At 58.6% G+C, this 20,836-nt stretch carries 22 protein-coding genes; 19 read left to right on the top strand and 3 right to left on the bottom strand.

Going from position 1 to position 20,836, the window contains the following annotated elements; genetic code table 11:
• The first annotated feature begins 628 nt into the window (after nucleotides 1-628).
• The 19 genes from NX84_RS07680 to der all read left to right on the top strand — a co-directional run bounded on the left by NX84_RS07680 (nucleotide 629) and on the right by der (nucleotide 18,273).
• Complete coding sequence (locus NX84_RS07680; RefSeq protein ID WP_231913833.1) at nucleotides 629-1,063, top strand: hypothetical protein; 435 nt, start codon at nucleotides 629-631, stop codon at nucleotides 1,061-1,063.
• Nucleotides 1,064-1,234: 171 nt separating this feature from the next.
• Nucleotides 1,235-1,984 (top strand): hypothetical protein, encoded by a 750-nt coding sequence (locus tag NX84_RS07675; RefSeq protein ID WP_039675491.1) that lies wholly within the window; start codon nucleotides 1,235-1,237, stop codon nucleotides 1,982-1,984.
• A gap of 127 nt (nucleotides 1,985-2,111) precedes the next feature.
• Complete coding sequence (locus tag NX84_RS07670; RefSeq protein WP_039675489.1) at nucleotides 2,112-3,005, top strand: tetratricopeptide repeat protein; 894 nt, start codon at nucleotides 2,112-2,114, stop codon at nucleotides 3,003-3,005.
• A gap of 2 nt (nucleotides 3,006-3,007) precedes the next feature.
• Nucleotides 3,008-3,991 carry an HAD-IIA family hydrolase gene (locus tag NX84_RS07665; RefSeq protein ID WP_039675487.1) on the top strand — a complete coding sequence of 328 codons (984 nt, stop codon included), beginning with the start codon at nucleotides 3,008-3,010 and terminating at the stop codon, nucleotides 3,989-3,991.
• The gene (locus NX84_RS12995; RefSeq protein WP_169744707.1) at nucleotides 3,982-4,143 is read left to right on the top strand and encodes a hypothetical protein; all 162 of its coding nucleotides are present in this window, start codon (nucleotides 3,982-3,984) and stop codon (nucleotides 4,141-4,143) included. The genes NX84_RS07665 and NX84_RS12995 overlap by 10 nt, the downstream gene beginning before the upstream one ends.
• Nucleotides 4,144-4,155: 12 nt before the next feature.
• Nucleotides 4,156-4,965 carry a TlyA family RNA methyltransferase gene (locus tag NX84_RS07660; protein WP_039675485.1) on the top strand — a complete coding sequence of 270 codons (810 nt, stop codon included), beginning with the start codon at nucleotides 4,156-4,158 and terminating at the stop codon, nucleotides 4,963-4,965.
• Entirely contained in the window at nucleotides 4,962-5,873 is a 912-nt protein-coding gene (locus tag NX84_RS07655) for an NAD kinase (protein ID WP_039675483.1), read from the top strand. The genes NX84_RS07660 and NX84_RS07655 overlap by 4 nt, the downstream gene beginning before the upstream one ends.
• A 43-nt stretch (nucleotides 5,874-5,916) precedes the next feature.
• Nucleotides 5,917-7,593 (top strand): DNA repair protein RecN, encoded by a 1,677-nt coding sequence (recN, locus tag NX84_RS07650; RefSeq protein ID WP_039675481.1) that lies wholly within the window; start codon nucleotides 5,917-5,919, stop codon nucleotides 7,591-7,593.
• Nucleotides 7,594-7,619: 26 nt separating this feature from the next.
• Complete coding sequence (gene steA / locus NX84_RS07645; protein ID WP_039675479.1) at nucleotides 7,620-8,804, top strand: putative cytokinetic ring protein SteA; 1,185 nt, start codon at nucleotides 7,620-7,622, stop codon at nucleotides 8,802-8,804.
• Nucleotides 8,804-9,766: a copper transporter gene (locus tag NX84_RS07640; RefSeq protein WP_039675476.1), complete on the top strand. Its 963-nt coding sequence runs from the start codon at nucleotides 8,804-8,806 to the stop codon at nucleotides 9,764-9,766. Before steA ends, NX84_RS07640 begins: the two co-directional genes overlap by 1 nt.
• Nucleotides 9,767-10,405 (top strand): NUDIX domain-containing protein, encoded by a 639-nt coding sequence (locus tag NX84_RS07635; protein ID WP_039675474.1) that lies wholly within the window; start codon nucleotides 9,767-9,769, stop codon nucleotides 10,403-10,405. It abuts the gene before it with no gap.
• Entirely contained in the window at nucleotides 10,402-11,325 is a 924-nt protein-coding gene (xerD, locus tag NX84_RS07630; protein ID WP_231913844.1) for a site-specific tyrosine recombinase XerD, read from the top strand. The genes NX84_RS07635 and xerD overlap by 4 nt, the downstream gene beginning before the upstream one ends.
• Nucleotides 11,326-11,373: 48 nt before the next feature.
• Complete coding sequence (locus NX84_RS07625; RefSeq protein WP_052319708.1) at nucleotides 11,374-12,516, top strand: ICP22 family protein; 1,143 nt, start codon at nucleotides 11,374-11,376, stop codon at nucleotides 12,514-12,516.
• Between the two features lie 142 nt (nucleotides 12,517-12,658).
• Complete coding sequence (locus NX84_RS07620; protein ID WP_174519849.1) at nucleotides 12,659-13,537, top strand: ParA family protein; 879 nt, start codon at nucleotides 12,659-12,661, stop codon at nucleotides 13,535-13,537.
• A 9-nt stretch (nucleotides 13,538-13,546) separates the two neighbouring features.
• Nucleotides 13,547-14,344 carry a segregation and condensation protein A gene (locus NX84_RS07615; protein ID WP_039675473.1) on the top strand — a complete coding sequence of 266 codons (798 nt, stop codon included), beginning with the start codon at nucleotides 13,547-13,549 and terminating at the stop codon, nucleotides 14,342-14,344.
• Between the two features lie 20 nt (nucleotides 14,345-14,364).
• Nucleotides 14,365-14,937 carry an SMC-Scp complex subunit ScpB gene (scpB, locus tag NX84_RS07610; RefSeq protein WP_039675472.1) on the top strand — a complete coding sequence of 191 codons (573 nt, stop codon included), beginning with the start codon at nucleotides 14,365-14,367 and terminating at the stop codon, nucleotides 14,935-14,937.
• A gap of 84 nt (nucleotides 14,938-15,021) precedes the next feature.
• Nucleotides 15,022-15,942 (top strand): pseudouridine synthase, encoded by a 921-nt coding sequence (locus NX84_RS07605; protein ID WP_039675471.1) that lies wholly within the window; start codon nucleotides 15,022-15,024, stop codon nucleotides 15,940-15,942.
• Nucleotides 15,942-16,652 (top strand): (d)CMP kinase, encoded by a 711-nt coding sequence (cmk, locus tag NX84_RS07600; RefSeq protein ID WP_039675469.1) that lies wholly within the window; start codon nucleotides 15,942-15,944, stop codon nucleotides 16,650-16,652. The genes NX84_RS07605 and cmk overlap by 1 nt, the downstream gene beginning before the upstream one ends.
• Nucleotides 16,645-18,273 carry a ribosome biogenesis GTPase Der gene (der, locus tag NX84_RS07595; RefSeq protein ID WP_039675466.1) on the top strand — a complete coding sequence of 543 codons (1,629 nt, stop codon included), beginning with the start codon at nucleotides 16,645-16,647 and terminating at the stop codon, nucleotides 18,271-18,273. The genes cmk and der overlap by 8 nt, the downstream gene beginning before the upstream one ends.
• Before the next feature lie 36 nt (nucleotides 18,274-18,309).
• On the opposite strand, the gene NX84_RS07590 is transcribed toward der, so the two are convergent.
• The 3 genes from NX84_RS07590 to NX84_RS07580 are packed head-to-tail and all read right to left on the bottom strand — an operon-like array spanning nucleotide 18,310 to nucleotide 20,824.
• Nucleotides 18,310-18,918 (bottom strand): response regulator transcription factor, encoded by a 609-nt coding sequence (locus tag NX84_RS07590; RefSeq protein WP_039675464.1) that lies wholly within the window; start codon nucleotides 18,916-18,918, stop codon nucleotides 18,310-18,312.
• Nucleotides 18,915-20,030, bottom strand: a complete 1,116-nt coding sequence (locus tag NX84_RS07585) for a sensor histidine kinase (RefSeq protein ID WP_039675462.1) — start codon at nucleotides 20,028-20,030, stop codon at nucleotides 18,915-18,917. Before NX84_RS07585 ends, NX84_RS07590 begins: the two co-directional genes overlap by 4 nt.
• Entirely contained in the window at nucleotides 20,027-20,824 is a 798-nt protein-coding gene (locus NX84_RS07580) for an ABC transporter permease (protein WP_039675460.1), read from the bottom strand. The genes NX84_RS07585 and NX84_RS07580 overlap by 4 nt, the downstream gene beginning before the upstream one ends.
• Nucleotides 20,825-20,836: the final 12 nt, after the last annotated feature.

The raw sequence follows: 20,836 nt of genomic DNA, 5'->3' as shown, positions 1-20,836 counted from the left end.
GTGGTAGATTACCTTTCTTCCCAACCCAACCGGGCTGGATATCAGGTGTCTACCTAACAGGGGTCAGGTCCCGCCACCTATAGGTCTGCACTTCCACGTCTGGACACATAGAAGATCCCGCAGCTATGAGCAGAGGGGCTGTGTGGAGCTGGTCATTGAACACCGCAAGTTGTGCCGTTCCCTTTTTGCGAGGTCTCACTCCCATGTAACGTGGAGGCACATTCGATTGGAGGGAAGGGATGGTTCTGTTTGCCTGATGGATTCACATTGTGGGAGCTGCCAAGGGGCGGTAATTGGTGCTATGTCCTTGTAGCGCCTAGGGGAACAATTGAATCCTTAACTAAGCAGACCGCCTCTGGAGGAAGATTCATTGCTGCGGAGGACATCGTCACCGCGGTGGAGGTAGCAGACGCCCCGCAAGGCGTGCTTGCCAAGATTGATGCGGCATGCCTTTTGGTTGGGGGACGCGTCGTATCGCGCGTTAAGGACGTTGACCACACACTGGTTCTCCGGAATGAACCTTCGAAAGGGTGGGAAGAAGACTCATTGAAGCACCTAGTGGCCCGGGCGACTGTGGCGATTGAGTCTTCGGCTGGGGGGAATCTCACGAGTGAAGCTAACTAGCGGCTTGAGCAGCGTTGATTTTCTCCCAGCAGACCCGGGTAAACGTCGTGATGGCATCATCAAGCTGATGAACAATCCGGTGCTATCGGGCGGCTATGAGGCCAGTAAAAAGCTCGTGTTGGCGGCGCTTTCTTTCGTCGTTTTAATGTTTGGACCTTCCATGCGTGAACGGATCGATCCAGTACTCGCGCCCGTTGCCGAGCGCGTTCCTGACATGCACAGCCGCGGTGAACTAGTTGGAATTGTTCTGGAATTCTTGCAGCTTGATCATGCGATAGCGTTCCTCGCCTCGTTGTTTAGCCCAGTAGGTGCGATTCTCGTTCCCATAGTTGGGCTCGGTGCTGCGTTTCTTGTGGGGTGGAAAGGTGCGAAGAACTCTAGGGCCTACTGGGATGAGCACGAGAAGCGCGTCGGCGCAGTAGCCGTTAAAGCCGAGTGACGATCCTCGGCTGTGACAACATGCAGAAGACGGATCGACCTTGATCTGCGAGGATTCGATTGCTGTGAAGCCTGCGGCATAGCATTGCTGGGTGAATAGAGTCCGGTGAATAGAGACGGCGGTTTAAAATAGCTTTTGCAGCTCACCTGTGAGGCATCGAAGGAGCAGGCGATGAAGTTTACCCAGACGTCCATTCCCTTTACCAACAGATTTAACTCGGTCTTCCTGAATGATCTTGAGTCGGTGCCCTACAAGGAAAAGCACGAAAATCCCTCACCGTATAATCTTCACAAAGTGTTTGAATCCCAGGGGCCGGTCCCAGAGGGTGGAACATTGTGGACGGGGATTCTTTTCCTCGGCATTCTTGTGGGGGGTGGGTCTTTTATCGGGTTCATCGCGTGGATAGCTAAAGGTCGAGAGGTTCCGTGGCTGATTATTCTGTTCCTGGCAGGAATCCTGCTATATCACGCTGTTGACTACGTGAAATGGCGGCTCTTTGTCCGAAAGCTCTCTACCGCCTGGAAGAACGGTTGGATTGATTGCTATCCCGCGCTGATCGGTAGTCTCTACTATGACGAGCAGAATGTTAAGGCTGATAAAGCAAAGTACTTTTATCTCACTACGCTCATGGTGGTAGCTCCCAGCGGTGAGACGCGAAGCATTGAAGAGTTTGAAGCGTGCGCGGGGAAACCACGCCAGTTGATAGCTGATGGAGTGGCTTTGGCTAGCGAGCGCCATAAGATTCGGCTGGATGCTCAACGTCACAACGGATGGACTTTTCTTGCTGTCGTACGAGGTAAGCCTTTAGAGCATGGAAGCCTTGAGACTGGACTGGGCCGGCCGCAGGTGGCAGCAGGACTGGATCGTGTCCGCTACGGCTGGCCCCTAGACAACGTAGGGCCGCTCCCTGATACTGCCTGAGGGACTGTACGACGATCGGTGTGTGGCACTTCACTAGCTGCTGAACGTATTGCTGCTTTTGCCGTGGTGACCTGTACACTGGTTCGGTACATACGGACGCGTCTACCGCAGAAAGTGCATGGCTTTAATGTCTGATTCTAAGTCCCGCGACCACGGCCGTGGCCGTGAACGCTCCTCGGATAGCAACCGCGGAAACAACCGCTCTGGGGGCCGCAAGTTTGAAAAACGTGGCGGAGCATCGGGGCGTCGAGAAGAGCGTCGTGGCAACCGTCGAAATGACCGTAAGGGGCACGACCGCGACAAGCACAAGGTCTCCCACCCACAACGCTCCGGCTACCGTGAGGAGCGAATCAACCGCCGCATGACCGATCCGGATCTGCCCTCCGATATCGATATCACGGATCTGGATCCCTCAGTGCTGCAGGATCTTTCTTCCCTGTCGAAGGAGAATTCTGAGGCCGTGGCCAAGCACCTCATTATGGCGGCCACGTGGCTCGATGATGATCCGCAGCTGAGCCTGCGCCACGCGCGCGCAGCAAAGGACCGGGCTGGTCGCGTTTCAGTGGCGCGTGAGATGAACGGCATCGCCGCTTACCGCGCGGGCGAATGGAAGGAAGCGCTTGCTGAGCTGCGCGCTGCCCGCCGCATTTCCGGTGGGCCGGGCCTGCTTGCTGTCATGGCTGACTGTGAACGCGGCTTGGGACGGCCCGAAAAGGCAGTTGAGCTGTGGCGCAGCGATGACGCCAAGGAGCTTGCACCTGAGGACGCCATCGAGCTGGCCATCGTTGCTGCCGGTGCACGACTTGATATGGGCCAGGCTGATTCGGCCGTGGTCACCATCCAGCGTGCGCAGCCAAACAAAGACGACACGGGCGTAGCTGCTTGCCGCCTTTCTTATGCCTACGCCAATGCGTTGTTGGAAGCCGGCCGCAAGGATGAAGCCAAGGAATGGTTCCAACACGCTACTGACATTGATGAAGGAGACTGGACCGACGCCGCTGAGCGTCTGGCCGAGTGCTAACAATGAGTATTCTCACAACCCATGATTCGCTTCTGTTGGATCTGGACGGAACTGTCTGGGAAGGTGGCCAGGCGTTGCAGTGCGTCGTAGATGTCATTAACTCGTGCGGTATTCCGGCGGTGTACGTAACCAATAACGCCTCACGTAGCCCGCACACCGTGGCAGATATGCTGGGCCAGATTGGGCTTGATACCGACGCCAAGCATGTCGTGACGTCCGCACAGGCGGCAGTCCGTATGGCGCGTGAGGATCTTCCGGCAGGATCCAAGGTTCTCATCATCGGTGCCGATTCTTTCCGAACGCTTGCCCGTGACGCAGGGTTCGAGGTTGTGAGCAGCGCGGACGAGAAACCGGCAGCCGTTCTCCAGGGCATGGACAAGTCCGTGGGGTGGGAACAGCTTTCGGAAGGCGCTATTGCCATCAACCAGGGAGCTAAGTTCTACGCTTCCAACCTGGATACGCAGCTGCCTACTGAACGTGGTCTGGCTGTGGGCAATGGTTCTCTCGTCGCCGCGATTACGTCAACGACGGGTGTGGAACCAAAATCCGCGGGTAAACCAGAACCTGCCATGTTTACCCAAGCTGCCAAACTCGTCGGCTCGACCAAACCGCTGGCCGTGGGAGATCGGCTTGATACCGATATTGCCGGCGGAAACACGGCTGCTATGGATACTTTTCACGTGCTGACTGGTGTGTCCCGGGAACTGGAGCTTATCGAGGCACCGGCGGAGCTTCGCCCCAATTTTGTTGGAGCAGGTTTCCACGAGCTGTCCCTGTCGGAAGCCCAGGCACGTCCTGGCGCCCAGGGAGGATTTATGGCGCGTTACGACGGTTACGACATCGTCCTCCAAGGCGGCAATGAAAAGTCGACGTCGATTGAAGCGCTGCGTACCGTCCTCGAAGTCGCCTGGGCTGGCTCGCAGGCACCGCGCTATATTCAGCCGCGCAGTGAGTTCGCAGAGAAAGCAGTGTCTACATGGCAGTAAAGCCACACGATCCACGTGCAGTATTGGCACCGGAGGCACTTGACGCCTCTGTGGCCGAGATTCTGCAGGAACCGGCAAACTCCCTCGAGGAGGAACTTAACCAGCTGGATCGGGTACACGCTGTGCTGCGTGATGCCCTCCAAGACAACTGAGGAAAGAAGCCCATGCCCCCACAACGCCGCCGCCTCGATGCGGAGCTGGTGCGCCGCAAGATTGCGCGCTCTCGTGAGCACGCCGTTGAGATGATTAAGGCCGGCCGAGTCACGGTAGGTGGATTCAAAGCCACCAAACCTGCCACGGTGGTAGAACCCGAGGTTTCCATCAAGGTGGAAGTCGTGGAGGGGGACGATTGGGCGTCGCGAGGCGCACACAAGCTTTTAGGAGCTCTTGAGGCCTTCGACGTCGACCTCGAGGGGCGGCGTGTGCTGGATGCGGGGGCATCGACTGGCGGATTTACAGACGTGTGCCTGCGCAGGGGCGCTACCGAAGTCTTGTCCGTGGATGTGGGGTACGGGCAGCTTTTGTGGAGATTGCAGAATGACGACCGCGTGACGGTGCTCGACCGTACAAATATCCGCAACCTCACCGTCGAGCAGACTGGGGGGCTGTGCAACGCCATGGTGGGCGATCTCTCCTTCATCTCCCTGAAACTGGTTTTGCCTGCCATTACCGAGTGTATGGCGGACGGTGCGTGGCTTTTGCCCATGGTTAAGCCGCAGTTTGAGGTAGGAAAAGACCGCATCGGTTCTGGTGGAGTCGTGCGGTCGCCAGAACTGCGGGCGGAGGTCACCAAGGACGTCGCTGTCTATGCCCAGAGCCTAGGTCTGAGCGTGAAAGGCGTGGCAGCATCACCACTGCCGGGCCCAAGTGGCAATGTGGAGTATTTCCTCTGGCTGGTCAAAGACGGGATGTCGACACCAGAGGATAAGCTAGATGCGATGATCCACACGGCCATTGAGGAGGGACCACAGTGAGCAGGACTGTTGCCGCGGAGGCCAGCGCGCGCCGCGAAATACTTCTTGTCCCGCACGCTAGCCGTGAAGACAACCTTGCGGCTACGCACCGAGCAGCAGAGCTGCTGCAAGAGGCGGGCATCAAGGTTCGTGTCTGTGCCGCTAGTACAGTGCTGCCGGGGCTCCAGCACGTCAAGCACACACCGGCGGCAGCGGAAGGCTGCGAGTTGGTCCTTGTCCTCGGCGGAGATGGCACCTTCCTGCGCGCGGCGGACATGGCGCGTGCTGTCGATGTCCCAGTGTTGGGCATCAACCTAGGACACGTGGGTTTCCTTGCGGAGTGGGAAGCCGAGTCCTTGGATCGCGCGCTCGTGCGGGTTATCGAGCAATCCTATGACGTGGAGGACCGTCTCACCATTGATGTTGCTGTGTTCGACGCTGAGGGCGAGCTCCGCCAGCGTGGATGGGCTCTCAACGAGGCGTCGATAGAGAACCTCAACCGCTCCGGTGTTCTTGACGCCATCCTGGAGATCGATGGCCGCCCAGTGTCGTCGTTCGGCTGTGACGGCGTGCTTATTTCCACCCCGACTGGATCGACGGCTTATGCCTTCTCCGCTGGCGGACCGGTATTGTGGCCGTCGCTGGATGCCATTCTCGTCGTTCCTAACAATGCGCATGCGCTGTTTACCAAGCCTCTTGTGGTCTCACCTGATGCGCAGGTGGCAGTGGAATCAGCTTCGGCTACGACTCCAGCCGTGGTCATCCTCGATGGCTTCCGTGAAATCTCAATGCCACCCGGTGCACGCGTGGAAATCGTGCGCGGTAGCCGCCCTGTGCGCTGGGTGCGCCTCGACGATCAGCCATTTACGGACCGACTCGTCTCCAAATTGCGTCTGCCTGTTGAAGGCTGGCGTGGACCGCGGCACTAGATTGTCCCTACTAGGGTGACGCAGGACAAGGAGGAAGACCTACGTGCTCGTTGATATCAGCATCGCTGACCTCGGAGTGATTGAGAGCTCCTCAGCAGAACTTTCCCATGGCCTCACTGTGCTCACCGGTGAAACCGGTGCGGGTAAGACCATGGTGGTTACTGGCTTGCGCCTTTTAGCGGGTGGACGGGCCGATGCCTCCCGGGTGCGCGATGGCGCCGCGAAAGCGGCAGTTGAGGGGCATTTTTCTTCACACTCAAAAGTGGTGGCGCAGCTGGTTGAGGACGCCGGGGGAGAACCGGATGAAAACGGCGAATTCATTGCTTCGCGTACGGTGTCAGCCGCCGGACGTTCCCGCGCTTACTTGGGTGGGCGCGCAGTACCAGCAGCCACGCTAGGGGAGTTTGCTTCCCACCTCATCACTGTCCATGGTCAAAATGACCAGCTCCGGTTGCTGTCGCCCGATCAACAACTCGCAGCCATCGATAGGTTTGAACCTGGCATCGAGAAAGTGCGCACCACTTATACGGAAGCTTTTAGCCACTGGCGCTCTCTGGCCAAGGACTATCGCAAGCGCACCGAATCGCGCCGCGAAATGGCGCAAGAAGTTGACCGCCTCCAGTTTGCCATTAATGAAATTGCTGAGCTCGACCCGAAGCCAGGTGAGGACGCGGAGTTGGTCACCCTCATTCGCCGGCTGCAGGATGTCGATGCCCTGCGTGAGGCGGCAGCGACGGCCCTGACCGCCCTGGATGGTGGGGAAGGTTTCGGCGATGAAGACACTGCAGTCAACCTCGTGGGCGCCGCTAAATCCGCATTAACCGGAACCACCGACGACGTACTCGCATCACTGGCCGAGCGCCTCAGCGAAGCCACGGCACAACTCACGGATATCGCCGCTGAGCTCACCACCTACCTCAGCGATCTTCCCGCAGACCCTAGCCTTCTGGAAGAATCGCTGCAGCGCCAGCAAGACCTCAAGCGGCTTACCCGTAAGTATGCCGCCGATATTGACGGAGTGTTGGCCTGGCGCGAATCTGCCGAATCGAAGCTTGCCACGCTCGATACGTCCACTGAAGCCCTGGAAGCCCTCAAAAAGAAGGTGATGGAAGCGGAAAAGGACATGGTGGCGAAGGCAGAGAAACTCACCGCTTCTCGTGCCACGGCAGCGAAGAAGCTGGGGGCTGAAGTTACCGAGGAAATCCACGGCCTAGCCATGCCAAATTCCACTCTGACGGTCACGGTCAACAAGGCTAAGTATTCCAAAACGGGCGCGGATGAAGTCGAATTCCAGCTCAATGGCAAGCCTTTGGCATCGGCCGCTTCGGGCGGTGAGCTCTCCCGCGTCATGCTCGCCATGGAGGTCGTCCTGGCCAGTGGCGACGGCACAACCTTGGTCTTCGACGAGGTCGACGCCGGCGTGGGTGGGCGCGCGGCGGTGGAAATGGGGCGTCGGCTAGCACGGCTCTCCACAACCAACCAGGTCATATGTGTCACCCACTTGCCCCAAGTCGCCGCCTATGCGGACTCGCATCTGCACGTGTCCAAGGAAAAATTCACCTCCGGCGTGGCAGATCTTAGTCCCCTAGAACGCGTCGAGGAGCTTGCGCGAATGCTCGCGGGCCTCGATGACACCGCGACGGGCCGCGCACATGCGCAGGAGCTCTTCGACCGTGCGCAGGCAGAAGTAGCAGACTTCCGCGCGCCTTCCACACATTGAGCCTCTAACAGGGGAAACTGTCACTCATGAGTCTGTTTTCCCGTAATACCGATCTGCCTGGAGAACACGGCGCGCTCCGTGACTGCACCCCAGGCGGAAAGGGCATGAAGAAGTTCAGCGCCGGTGATTTCGCCGTCATCAACGCAGCCAACATCTCCCGCCAAGAGGCCCAGACCCTCGTTGATATGAAGCCGGCGGCCGTGATTAATGTGGCTGAATTTTCTACTGGTTCCATTCCCAACTATGGTCCGCACATGCTTCTCGACGCCAACGTGACCCTCATCGAGGGCGTCGGCGAAGACTTCGTGGCACATTTCAAGGACGGTAAGAAGGCCCGCCTGACTGAGGACGGCACCGTCTACGTGGGCGACACGCAGCTGGCAGCAGGGACCGTCGTTACTCGTGACCGAGCAGAGAAGAACTTCGCCTCGGCCCAGCAGGAACTCATCGATCATATGGAGGCATACTTCGGTAACTCTATCGAGTTCATTCATTCGGAGGGCCCGCTGCTGATCGACGGTCTCGGCGTCCCTGATGCGGGTTCTGACATGGCAGGCCGCAAGGTACTTGTGGTCTCGCCTTCTGAGGAACACCGCAAGAAGCTCTCCCTACTGCGTAACTTCATTCGCGAATACGAACCTATTATCATCGGCGTCGATGCCGCAGCCGATACGATCGTGGAGCTGGGCTACCAGCCGCATTTCATCGTGGGCAATCCTTCCGAGGTTAGCTCTGAGACCCTGCGCGGGGGTGCCCAGGTTATCCTGCCGGCAGAACCAGACGGCACTGCCGAGGGCCTTGAGCGCATTCAGGACTTAGGCATTGGTGCTATGACTTTCCCGGCTGCTACAGACTCGGCCACGGATCTTGCACTGTTGCTGGCGGATTATCACGATGCGCAGATGATCGTGCAGGTAGGCGGTGCACTCGACCTTGATGACGTCTTTGCCAACAAACCTAATGCCACTCCGGCGGCGCTGTTGTCGCGCATGAAGGCTGGTACCCGTTTGGTGGATGCCGAGGCCGTTATCAACCTCTACACCGCGCCGAGCTCCGGAGCCATGGGGTGGCTGTGGGCTCTTCTCGGAATCCTCGTTGCCCTCGCTGTGGTGATCCTCATCGTGGGACTTGGCGGCGATGAGTCCTTCCTGCAGAACCTTATTGACACCTGGAATAATTTTGCGCTTAGCGTCCAGGGGTGGTTTAAATAATGGCTTCGCCTAAGTCGCTTGTCGTCGCTGGCCTGGGCTTTGGCACGGCACTCGGCGTTGCCCTGGGCACGCTGCTGATTGCACCAAATATGGACTCCACTCCAGGCGGGGGCAAAGCTGGCTCTCACGACGAGGTACGGGAGAAATATGCCGAGCTGGTGGTCGAAAACGAGATTCACGAGGCCCAGCTGGATTCCGCGGACTCGGTCTTGCGCGATCTCAACCGGTTCGTCGTCGATGGTTCTTTGGTACAGCGTCCAGTCATGGTCATTAGCACTCCGGACGCTAAAGAACCGGACGTGAATGCGGTGAAGGATCTGCTGAAGTCCGCCGATTCGACGAACGCCGGCCACATCACTCTCACCAGAAAGTTTGTCGATCAGGGTTCTGCTGACAAGCTGCTGTCCTTAGTGACGAACACGCTTCCGGCGGGCGCCAAGCTTAGTGAAAAGACGGTTGACGCCGGTACGCATTCGGGCGAAGCTTTGGCGGCTGCTCTCATGCTGGATCCGAAGAGTACTGAGCCGTTGGCCTCCGTGGATGACCGCGCTACCCTTTTGCGTGCGCTGCGGAAAGCTGGCTATATCGACTATGAGGACGGCACGATTGTGCCTGCCCAAGCAGTAATTGTTGTCGGCGGCCGCCAGACCGCTAACGATAGCGAGGAAGATGCTCCGGCCCGGTACGCCATCGATACGACAGTGAAGTTCCTCGAAGGATTCGATTCCGTTGGAATGACAACCGTTTACGCTGGTCAGGTGGAGGCTGCGGGAAACGGAGGCGCGCTGGAGAAACTGCGCAAGGCCAAGACGGAAATCACTACTGTGGATTCCATTGATCACCCGGTGTCCCAGATGGCTGCCGTTCTTGCGGTCAAGGAACAGCTGGAGGGCGGACAAGGTGTATACGGCGCCGCTGCCAACGCGCAGAATGCCGCACCGGCGCTGCCGAAGGACCTGTAAATGGCTCACCAGTTTCGCACAGTAGGTACCGAGCAGCTTCTCGACGCCCCCATTATCGCCGTCCGCCGCGATGACGTCGTCATGCCCGGCGAGGTCGTCGCTCAACGCGAAGTCGTGGAACACCTAGGCGCCGTCGCAGTGGTGGCCCTCGATGATCGCAATCGAGTGGCCATGGTGCAGCAATACCGTCACAGTGTGGGCCGACGCCTATGGGAATTGCCCGCAGGGCTTCTCGACGTCAAAGGAGAGGACGAACTCACCGGTGCCCAGCGCGAGCTGCAGGAAGAAGCTGGCCTTTCCGCCTCGCAGTGGGGCGTACTGACTGACTTGGTAACCTCACCAGGTTTCTGCGAGGAAGCAGTGCGAGTGTTTCTGGCCCGTGGTTTGTCTCAGGTGGACAAGCTCGATGCCGAAGGCGATGAAGAAGCCGACATGGCTTTTGCGTGGGTAGACCTTGAAGAGGCCGTGGAACGCGTCCTGTCAGGCGAGATTGTGAACTCCATTGCCGTGGCAGGAATTCTAGCCGCGCATGCCTGCGTCAGTGCTGGCCGAACCCCACGTTCAGTGGACGCACCTTTTGATATCCGCCCGCAGTCTATGGCACGTCGGCGCTTAGGCCCGGACCTCAAGAAGCTATGAGCGGCGACACTCCGGCCCAGTCGGCAGGGCATGCTTGGCTAATGCACCTCATGGTGGAGAAAGGCGCATCGAAAAACACGGTGAGCAACTACCGCCGTGACATCAACCGCTACATCACCTGGCTGGCTGAGCTCGGCATTAAGGACCTGCGGCACGTCCAGCGCACCCATGTGGAAAACTATCTGGTCCATTTGCGTGAATCGCTCGCGCAATCTTCTGCGAGCCGTGCGCTTATCGTAGCTCGCGGCCTACACAAGTTTGCCTTGGCAGAAGGCCTTATCGAAACTGATGTGGCGGCGGAAGTATCGCCGCCCAAGCGGGCGCAGCACCTGCCGGAAACACTGACCGTCGAGGACATTGACACGCTACTGAGTGCAATCCCTACTGACGATGCCGCCACGCCCATCGACATCCGTGACCGCGCCTTGCTGGAGATGCTTTATGGCACCGGTGCGCGAATCTCCGAGGTTATTTCCTTGAACGTCGATGATGTGACGGGCGAGGGACCGCGCTCTGTGCGGGACATCCTCATGCTCAGCGGCAAAGGCGACAAGCAGCGCCTTGTGCCCATGGGGTCACATGCGGTCAAGGCGGTGGAGGACTATCTTGTGCGTTCACGACCAGTCCTGTCCACAGGCGCGTCCCATTCCTTGTTTCTCAATACTCGCGGTAAAACATTGTCGCGCCAAAGCGCCTGGGCCGCGATCAAGTCAGCTGCGGAGCGTGCCCAGATCAAGGCCACTATTTCTCCCCATACCTTGCGCCATTCCTTTGCTACCCACCTGTTGGAAGGCGGTGCGGACGTTCGAACCGTCCAAGAGTTGCTGGGGCATTCCTCGGTGACGACCACCCAGATTTACACTCACGTCACCGCCGATTCACTCCGTGAGGTTTGGCGTACCGCCCATCCCCGCGCCTAAAATCGCGGCAGCTATTCCTTAGAACCAACCCCATACTGAAAGATCCTTATGCCTCAATTTGCATCGCACCGCCGCCGTTTCGCTGCCGCCATAGCCGCTGGGTGCCTCACTGTGCTTCCCGTGGCAGCGTCCAACTGGGGTGATGGTGTGGTTGCGCACGCGCAGGATGCCACGATTCCGGTCCCGGCTGGGCAGACCACGACGGTTTCTCTGCCTGTGCCCGTCAACGTCAACATGGCCGCTGACGGCTGGACCGTCTCCGCTTCCGGTGGTTCCGCCACGGTCACCGCTCCCGCTGCTGGCGGACAACTTAGCGTCCCTGTGACCTACCAGGGCGTCACCATGACCTTTTTGTTGGTCGCTGATGATCACGTCACCGGTCAAGACCTCAATGACGCCGCAGCCAATGGTGATCCAGAAAGCCTTGGCGGGCCCGCTGAGGGAGCTGGCCCTGAGGGCGACCCCGCCCTTGGCGCTCACCGTGATGGAGATTCTGGCGCCAATTCAGGTTCCGGTGAGCGCGAAGGGCGGGAGGCTGATGAAGGAGATGGTGGCACCGCCCCTGGCGCTCACCATGATGGAGATTCTGGCGCCAATTCAGGTTCCGGTGAGCGCGAAGGGGGAGAGGCTGGGCACGGCCAAGCACAGACACCGCATACGGGTCGCGGCTGGGAAGGCGTGGATGATTCTCATACGGAGTATGTCAACCTCGAATCCTCCATTGAAGGGCAGACCATCACCGCGAAGCTTGGCTTCAAGCAAGCATTGGATCTGTATAACCGCTTCAAACACCTCGAAGATGATGGCGTGACCCTGCGCTATCTCAATGCGCAGGGAGAGTTCGTGGAAGGCGTCCAGCGCGACATCGACAAGGCTTCCCGGACAATGACTTTGACCTACCCGGAGGGAACGACTCCCGACAACCCCTTCATCATGCAGTTCGTTCAGAAGGAATCACAGACCGCAGAACTCGTTGTGACGCTGACAGATCCCACGACAGCCATCGCAGAAGGAGTTCCGGCTGACCAGCAACTGGGTGCGGATGGAAAAGACAATGCCGAAGAAAGCGGTGCGGATGACGAGGGGAACAGCGCTGGCAGGCTCATCGCTGCCTTCGGTGGCGTGGGTCTTGTGGCGCTCATCGCTGGACTTGTGTTCTGGCGCTCACGTGGTCGAAAGTCAGGCCACTAGGCTTTATCTCAGTATTATTGCTGGCTATAATCGCGGGGTGGGTGCCCAAGGGGGTACTCTGTAATCACAACGATGTAAGAAGGCGGCGTGGGCACGCGCTGCGGGCCAGACATGAGAGGCCGTGTAGGTCAAGGAAGCAGGTGTGACTGTGAGCGACGAGGGACTGTTTGAGGCCTCGGAGGCACAGGTGGGTTTGACCGGCCGCCCACTGCGGGAGCTGCCGGAACCGGAGCCACTGGAAAAGCATGGGCCCGCCACCATCATTTCGATGTGTAACCAGAAGGGTGGCGTGGGAAAAACTACCTCGACCATCAATATGGGAGCTTGTCTGGCCGAGCTCGGCCGTAAAGTCCTCCTCGTTGACTTGGACCCGCAGGGCGCGCTTTCTGCAGGGCTGGGTCTTACGCATGACCAGATTGGTGACACCATCTATGACGTCATGCTGGATAGCGATGTTTCAGTGCATTCCGCCATCGTGCATACAGGGGTCCAAGGTCTTGACCTAGTCCCCGCCAACATCGACCTCTCGGCGGCAGAGATTCAAATGGTCAACGAGGTCGGCCGCGAGCATACGCTTGCCCGCGCATTGCGTCCTGTACGCAAGGAATATGACTTCATCATTATTGACTGCCAGCCTTCTTTGGGTCTCCTCACCGTCAACGCTTTGGCCTGCTCCCAAGGCGTCATCATCCCTATGGAATGCGAGTTCTTCTCCCTGCGTGGCCTAGCACTGTTGACGGACACCGTGGAGAAGGTGGCCGATCGGATTAATTTTGACCTTGAGGTCATGGGCATCCTCGTCACCATGTTTGATCGCCGTACCCGCCACGCACGTGAGGTTATGGATCGCGTAGTTGAGTACTTTGGTGACAAGGTCTTCGACACCGTCATTACTCGGACGGTTCGATTCCCCGAAACCTCCGTTGCTGGTGAGCCGATTACGTCGTGGGCGCCAAGCTCGCAGGCAGCTAAGCAATACCGTGACTTGGCCAAAGAGGTCATTGAGCGAGCCACCGTCTAGCGTGCCGGTATGACGCAACCGGAAATCACCGGCTTTCGCATCGCGCTGGGTAACTTTGAAGGTCCCTTTGACCTTCTTCTCCAGCTCATCCAGGCGAAGAAGCTCGATGTCACTGAGGTGGCGCTGTCTGAGGTCACCGATGAATTTGTGGCGTATACCCGAGCACTTGGGGAAACCGCGGAGTTGGATGAAACAACTGAGTTCCTTCTCATTGCGGCGACGTTGCTCGACCTAAAAGCGGCCCGCTTGCTTCCACGCGGTGACGTGGATGACCTCGAAGACCTTGAGCTACTAGAAACCCGTGACCTGCTTTTCGCACGTTTGCTGCAATATAAGGCCTATAAGCAGGTTGCGGACCAATTCGCCCAGTGGCAACGTCAAGCCCAACGCCGTTACCCGCGTGCTGTGGCGATGGAGGAGCGCTTCAGCGAGCTTCTGCCACCGGTAAAGCTCGGACATACCCCAGCTAGTTTTGCGGAACTTGCTGCCAGTGTTTTTCGGCCCAAACCACCTGAGGAAGTGGCAACCGGCCACATCCATCAGGTGGCGGTCTCCGTGCCGGAGCAGGCAGGAAAGATTCTCGGCACACTCAAGATGTTGGGCTCTGGTCAATGGATGAGCTTTGACGCGTTGACTAGGGATTGCACGGTGTCCATGGAAATCGTCGGCCGTTTTCTCGCATTGCTCGAGCTGTACAAAGCCAAGGCTGTTGATGCCGTTCAGGAGGAATCCCTTGGGCCGCTTGAGCTGGCTTGGACCGGACTCGATGTGGATCCTGCCGTCGTGGCGGCAGCCAACTGGGATTAAGAAAGGTACGCTACCCAGTCATGGACGCCCACACCGAAGGCACAGCTTTACCACTTATCTCCCAATTGCGCTCACGCGTGGAATCCATCCTGTTAGTGGTGGATTCACCGGCGAGCGTCGAGGCCTTAGCCCGCGCGCTTGATGCGGAGACCACTGTGGTTAGTGATGTTCTTCGCAGCTTACAGCGCGAGCTCACCGAGCGGGGCTCTGGGATTGATCTGCGTGAAACCCCTGAAGGTTGGCGCTTTTATACCCGCAAGGAAAATGCGGATGCCGTGGAGCAGTTTGTGCTCGATGGAACCCAAACCAAGCTCTCTCGCGCCGCTTTGGAGACCTTGGCTGTCATTGCCTACCGCCAGCCGGTCACTCGTGCCCAGGTAGCCGGTGTGCGCGGAGTCAATGTCGATGGTGTGGTCCGTACCCTGATGATGCGTGGTCTGATTCGCGAGCTTGAAGGTGCTGAGGGCCTGGCCCACCAGTACGAAACGACTGAGCTTTTCCTTGAGCTCCTCGGCATTGACTCGCTAGAACGCCTTCCCGACCTTGCGCCGCTGCTGCCGGACATTGAACAGATCGATGAGGACTATTCATAACGTTTGACTCTGGGGTAGGATTGCGCGCAGACCACGGTGCTTTCCGCACCGCAAATTGAAGAACTATTGAGAGGACACAATTCCGTGACTCCACCCGCTCGCCGCGATGGCACACCGGAAAAGAAGCAGCGAGACAGCGACATGATTGTCTCCAATGCTAAGCCGGCCCGCCATCAGCACGTTAAAAAGAAGAAGGCCACTGCAGATTCCGTCGCCCGCGACTTGGGCGCTGATTGGCTGGTAGACGGCAACGATAAGAAGAACTCCCAGAACCAAGGAGAACGCCTCCAGAAGGTCCTGGCTAAGGCTGGCGTCGCATCGCGCCGCCACGCAGAAATCCTCATTGACCAGGGCCGCGTTGAAGTCAACGGCCAGGTCATCATCACGCAGGGCACTCGCGTGAATCCGAACAAGGACGTCATCCGCGTTGATGGCACCCGTATCAACGTCAACGAAGAAACCCAATACTTCGTGCTCAACAAGCCACGTGGCATGCAGTCCACGATGTCTGATGACATGGGGCGTCCCTGTGTGGGAGATGTCGTCGCTGACCGAGTTGTATCGGGCCAGCGACTGTTCCACGTCGGCCGCCTCGATGCTGATACTGAGGGCCTATTGCTCCTCACCAACGACGGCGAGCTAGCAAACCGTCTCATGCACCCAAAGTATGAGGTCACGAAGACCTACCTAGCAACAGTGCTGGGAGAAGGCGACAAGAAACTTGTCCGCCAGCTTCAGGAGGGCATTGAGCTCGAGGATGGACTCGCCAAGGCGGACTATGTGCAAATCGTGGATAAGAATCAGGGCTATTCCCTCGTCCGCGTCGAGCTGCATGAGGGCCGTAAACACATCGTGCGCCGCATGCTGAAGGAGGCTGGCTACCCAGTCCAGCGCCTCGTGCGAACCAAGCTCCACACGGTGCAGCTCGGTGATATGAAGCCAGGCTCCCTGCGTGCTCTGAACTCTAACGAATTGACCAGTCTGTACAAGGCGGTGGGGATGTAATGATTTCGAATATGCCAAACCACGGCCTTATCGTGGCCGTCGATGGTCCCTCCGGCACGGGTAAGTCTACGACTTGCCGCGCGCTGGCCAAGCGTCTAGACGCCAAATACGTCGATACCGGTGCCATGTACCGCGTGGCGACCCTCGCCGTGTTGCGCGCAGGCGTGGATCCTGCAGATACTGCAGCGGTTATTAACGCCACTGCCAACCTTCCTTTGGAAGTCTCGGATGATCCGGACTCCACCCAGGTCATCTTTGATGGTGAGGACGTCTCCCGGGTCATTCGTGAGGATGAGGTTACCCGGAATGTCTCTGCCGTTTCTGCCATTCCGGAGGTGCGCCAGAACCTCGTTGACCTGCAACGTAACCTCGCTGAGAAGGCTCACCGCGCTATCGTGGAGGGTCGCGATATCGGCACTGTGGTGCTTGCGGACGCACCGGCCAAGGCGTTTATGACGGCGTCGGCCGAGGTGCGTGCACAGCGCCGCCATGACCAGAACCTCGCGGCAGGAATTGAGTCTGACTTTGACTCCGTGCTTGCCGCCGTTCAGCAGCGCGACGCTGCGGATTCTTCCCGCGCGACCTCACCGCTGCGTCCAGCGGAGGATGCCGTGCTCGTCGATACTTCAGACATGTCCCGCGATGAGGTCCTTAACGCGCTCGTAGCCGTGGTCGAAAAGTCAGCCTTAAAGGAGGCCTCCCATGACTAATGAACCGCAGAACCCGAATCGGGCCCCAGACCAGGAGCCCGAGGAGTTCGAGACGGAGTTCCATTACCCAGTGGGCAAGCTGGAAGAAGAAGTCGTGCGCGATCCGCATGGCGGTTGGGCTCCGGATGATTTCGACTCAGATGAGTTTGACTATGAATTCGATGAGTCTGAGTTTGACGACTCTGAATTCGGTGAAGCCGATTTCGGTGATGACGAGGATGAAGCTGACAGCGAAGCCCCGCTGAGCGAAGAAGAGTGGGCAGCTCTGTCCTCTGAATTTGGCGTCGATGATGGCCACACGGAGGAGAACCTCTGCACGGTAGCTGTCGTGGGGCGCCCGAATGTGGGTAAGTCTTCTCTGGTGAACCGCTTTTTGGGGCGTCGAGAAGCAGTGGTGGAGGACCACCCTGGTGTCACCCGTGATCGCGTCTCCTACGTGGCGGATTGGAATGGCCAGCGCTTCTTCGTCCAAGACACAGGCGGTTGGGACCCCAACGTCAAGGGCATTCACGCCGCTATTGCGCGCCAGGCAGAGCAGGCCATGGCCACTGCCGACGTGATCGTCTTCGTCGTCGACACCAAGGTCGGCATCACCGAGACGGACGCGGTTATGGCCCGTAAGCTGCAGAAATCCGAAGTGCCGGTCATCCTCGTATCGAACAAGTTCGATTCGGAGACAATGTATGCCGACATGGCGGAATTCTACGCACTGGGCTTGGGCGATCCGTGGCCGGTTTCTGCACAGCACGGCCGCGGCGGCGCCGACGTCCTCGATGAAATCCTGCGTCTGTTCCCGGAGGAGCCACGCAATTCCTCAATTACCTCTGGTCCGCGCCGCGTCGCACTCGTGGGTAAGCCGAACGTGGGCAAGTCCTCGCTTCTTAACAAGCTGACCTCGGAGGAGCGTTCCGTCGTCGATAACGCCGCCGGAACCACCGTGGACCCCGTAGATTCACTCGTGCAGTTAGATGAGCGTCTGTGGAAGTTCATCGACACTGCAGGACTGCGCAAGAAGGTCAAGAATGCGCAAGGCCACGAGTACTACGCGTCCCTGCGTACCCGTGGCGTCATCGATGCGGCTGAGGTATGCATCATGCTTATCGACGCCTCCCAGGAAGTCTCCGAGCAGGACCAGCGCGTCCTCAACATGATTCTGGAGGCAGGCAAGGCTCTCGTCATCGCCTTCAACAAGTGGGATCTGGTTGATGAGGACCGTCGTTACTACTTGGACCGCGAGATTGATGAGAACCTGCGCCACCTACCGTGGGTCACTCGCGTCAATATCTCTGCAGAGACTGGCCGCGCCCTGCAGAAGCTGGAACCGGCGATGATTGAGGCGCTAGACAGCTGGGACCAGCGCGTTTCCACGGGCCAGCTCAATAACTGGATGCGCGAGGCGATTGCTGCCAATCCGCCGCCGATGAACAACAACCGCCTCCCGCGCGTGCTGTTTGCCACCCAGGCATCAACCCAGCCGCCCACGATCGTGCTGTTTACCACCGGTTTCCTGGATGCAGGCTACCGCCGCTATCTGGAGCGCAAGTTCCGCGAGCGTTTCGGTTTCCACGGCTCCCCAGTGCGCATTGCAGTGCGCGTGCGCGAGCGCCGCCAGCGCCGCTAGTCGGCCGAGAGCGACGTCGCCAAGCGCAGAGCATCCCTAGATCCAACCGTTGGTTTCGGCACGTCGCGCGGCCTCGAAGCGATTGGCCGCCCCAGTCTTGGTCATGATGGCGGAGATATGGTTACGCACGGTGCCGCCGCTAAGATGCAGCTGCGCTGCGATGTCCGCGGACCCAAGACCACGAACAAGCAAACGACAGACCTCAATTTCACGCTCGCTAAGAGGGTTATCCGGGGCAAAGAGGATGTCTTGGGCAAGTTGCGGATCGATGACGCGCAGGCCTGCGTGGACGCGGCGGATGGCGTCAGCCAACTCGTCTGGGGGAGTGTCTTTGACGAGGAAACCATCGACACCTGCGTCAAGTGCGCGTTTGACGTAGCCGGCACGCCCAAAAGTGGTGACGATGAGGCTTCGACAATCAGTAGCGGCGATCGTCTTAGCAGCATCTATGCCGTTCATACCCGGCATCTCAATATCGAGCAGCGCCACATCAACGCGATGCTGAGCGACGAGGGCGGCGACCTCGACTCCGGATGAGCACCCAGCAACGACCTCGATGTCCGGCTCGGTATTAAGCAATGCTGTCAGCGCTCCGCGGACTAGCGACTGGTCTTCGGCAATGAGCACCCGTATGGGAGGTGTCATGATGGGACAACCTCCTTTATCTCGCGGACACCATCAAGAGTAAGTAGGACAGTGGTCAACCCTTCCGCTCGCTGAATGATGACATCGCCACCGACATCTTGGGCTCGGCGGCGAAGACCGGCGAGTCCCGTAAGGCCCGCAGCAAGCGCTTGCGTAGCGTCCTCGGTAAAACCGTCTCCATCATCTGTGACCTGAAGGGAATCCTCGCTAAGGATAACCCAGCAGTGCGCAGCCCCCGAATGGCGTACGACGTTGGTGGTGAGCTCGCGCAGCGCCCACGAGAACAAGTCCTCATGCGCCCGCGGACGGATAAGAGTTTCAGGCAGGTGGGGACGGATGCCGGCAGTGTCCAAGATCCGGCGTGCGGCCTGAATCTCGCCAGCAAAGGTGGGGTTCTTCATGCGCGTGACGGTGGAGCGTACCTCTGCGAGGGATAATCGCGACAGAGAACTGATCTCATCAAGCTCGGCTGCGGCCTTGGCTGGATCACGGTCGATAAATCGGCGCGCTACCTCGGCTTTAAGATTGATAGCGGTCAAGGTGTGGCCGAGGAGATCATGGATATCGGCGGCAATGTCCTCGCGTTGTTGGGCTAAATCCAAATCATGCCTTAAGGCTGTTTCGGTGTCTTCGCGCTGAGATAGCGTGCCGAGGGCCAAAATAAGCAGGGGCCAGCCAAAGAGAATGATCGCGAGATCGATAAAGCTTGGGCGAGCGAAAATCCACGCGGAGATACTTGCGACGATACCGGTAAGCGTGATTATGGTTGCGGCAGTCATCAGGGGCTGGGTGAAAGCGACCAAGGCTCCAAGATAGGGCACAAAGCATACGGCCCACACCCCATACGCGGGAATCGCGGCAAGTGCGAGCGCGGCGAGGATGACCCACCGAATTGCCACCCGACGTCCCTGGGACCATCCGCGAGGATAGGCATGGACGGTGCCGAATGAAACAAAATAGGTGACGCAAAATATTGCCGTGATGGCAACGGCCCAGAGGCGCTGCGCCGTGGAATAGGAGGGCAGAACAAGGATCTGCACCAGCCCTATGAGAAGAAAGAGCAACCAAATGGCGGAGAAGACAGCGTCCCGCAGCCTAAAGTCATCCATCATGCTCGGTTCTTGTCGCGGTTGTGAAGGAGTAAGCAAATCCCGACGAAAACCACTGTCCATACAGTGATGTTAACCCATGCGTACCAGAGTGGGTCCTCAATGAAGAGACGCTCACCGTTGATCATTTGGGCACCTTCAGATAGCGGCCAGCGGGCAAGGGCCTGTGCGCCGTACATCGGGGTGAATCGTCCGACCTCAAGCAGGGATTCCTTGAGCGGCATAAAGACGTTTCCGGCGAAAGCGAGAATGACGATTGTGGATGTCGCGATGGAAACAGTGTTCTCCGAAGGGATGAGCATGGCGCAGGCCATACCGTAGACACCGAACGGGATGGCACACGCCGCGGTAATGAGAAAAGAGAGCGCCCATTGGTCCGGCTGCATCGTGGCCTTAGTGAGCCCGCCGGTGATGAAGACAGCGGCGATAGGCAAGATGGCACGGACCGCAATGTTGAGGACATTGGCAAGGCCAAGCTGAGAAGCCCGTAGGGGAGTGAGCGCCAATTGGCGGCCCCACCCAGCGCGATTTTCTGCAACCATAGAACCAGCTGCACCAACGGCTCCAGTAGCGCCGGCGTAGAGCGCCATGCCGATCATGACCAGCGCTGCGACGTTTCCGCCGTTGAATTCGATAGCGCCGTATTCCTGCATGGCGCCGAAGAGAATGTAGAAGATGACGGGTAAGCCGATACTGAAAAAGAGAGTTGGTAGGTCGCGGCGCAAGCGCTTCAGGTCGTGGGCCGCGTACTTTAAGGCCGTACCAAGCGTCGGTGTGGCTGAAGTGAGTGTGCTCATGGCGGATGACTC

It is taken from the genome of Corynebacterium minutissimum, from assembly GCF_000805675.1.
In the GTDB taxonomy this organism is placed as follows: Bacteria; Actinomycetota; Actinomycetes; order Mycobacteriales; family Mycobacteriaceae; genus Corynebacterium; species Corynebacterium minutissimum.
This window is presented reverse-complemented; position numbering and strand designations above follow the sequence as displayed.